The sequence below is a fragment of the Mesorhizobium sp. M7A.F.Ca.CA.002.09.1.1 genome, assembly GCF_003998555.1.
Taxonomy (GTDB): Bacteria; Pseudomonadota; Alphaproteobacteria; order Rhizobiales; family Rhizobiaceae; genus Mesorhizobium; species Mesorhizobium ciceri.
In genome coordinates, this window is record NZ_RZRR01001538.1 from 1 (window position 1) to 547 (window position 547).

Sequence of the window (547 nt, forward strand, 5' to 3'; positions counted from 1 at the left end):
GCTCGGCGGCGATCCGCAGAAGATCAACCCGCTGGTGCCGGTCGACCTCGTCATCGACCATTCCGTCATCGTCGACGAATTCGGCACGCCGATGGCCTTCGCCCGCAATGTCGAGCTGGAATATGAGCGCAACGAAGAGCGCTACAAATTCCTGAAATGGGGCCAGCAGGCGTTCCGCAACTTCCGCGTCGTGCCGCCCGGCACCGGCATCTGCCATCAGGTCAACCTCGAATATCTCGGCCAGGTGGTGTGGACCAACACCGAGGACGGCGAAACCACAGCCTATCCCGACACCTGCGTCGGCACCGATTCGCACACCACCATGATCAACGGCCTGGGCGTGCTCGGCTGGGGCGTCGGCGGCATCGAGGCCGAGGCGGCCATGCTCGGCCAGCCGGTCTCCATGCTGCTGCCGGAAGTCATCGGCTTCCGTCTCACCGGCAAGCTGAAAGAGGGCGTCACCGCCACCGACCTCGTGCTCACCGTCACCCAGATGCTGCGCAAGAAGGGGGTCGTCGGCAAGTTCGTCGAGTTCTTCGGCCCGGGC

At 64.7% G+C, this 547-nt stretch carries 1 protein-coding gene; it reads left to right on the forward strand.

What is annotated here, in order from left to right; all coding sequences use genetic code 11:
- Positions 1-547, forward strand: a 547-nt coding sequence (locus EN994_RS34515; protein WP_245466187.1) for an aconitase family protein, incomplete at both ends; no start/stop codon positions are given.